At 58.5% G+C, this 552-nt stretch carries 1 protein-coding gene; it reads right to left on the reverse strand.

Annotated elements, in window-relative coordinates; translation table 11 throughout:
• Window positions 1-533 (reverse strand): inorganic phosphate transporter (locus tag M1V25_RS10295; RefSeq protein ID WP_498843229.1); only part of this gene is annotated, 533 nt, incomplete at its 3' end.
• Window positions 534-552: the final 19 nt, after the last annotated feature.

Raw genomic sequence — 552 nt, forward strand, 5'->3', positions numbered from 1 at the left:
ATCCAGGAGGGGATTTGCACTTGCGCGGCGATGGACCGGTTAGCAATCGCATCATAAATACCGGCTAACGGCCCAATCGCGTTGGCCACATCGTTGGCACCATGGGCAAAACTGAGCAGGGCAGCCGCAAAGATCAACGGAATAGTGAACAGCTGATTGACGCTGTCGCGGTCCGCGTCCAGGTCACTCATACGCGCCGCCACCCGTGGCCGCACCCAAGCCCATACGATCGCCGCCACGATAAAGCCGTAAATCGTGGCTTGCCACATCGGCAGTTTGATCAGATGTTTCAGACCTTTGAGGATGAGATAGGTACTGAACGCCCAGGCCATCAGGGCGATAAACACCGGCACCACACGTGCCGCCGCGGCCAGCATGTCCTCGCGGTAAAACACTTTTTTCTTGATGGTATACAGCAAGGCCGCAGCAATCACCCCGCCCAGCACAGGTGAAATCACCCAGCTGGAGGCTATCGCGCTCATGCTGTCCCAGTTCACCGCGTCCCAGCCTTGCGCGGCAATACCAGCGCCCATTACGCCGCCGACTATCGAG

The sequence above is a fragment of the Candidatus Nebulibacter yamunensis genome (assembly GCF_024208055.1).
Classification (GTDB): domain Bacteria; phylum Pseudomonadota; class Gammaproteobacteria; order Francisellales; family Francisellaceae; genus Caedibacter; species Caedibacter lacustris.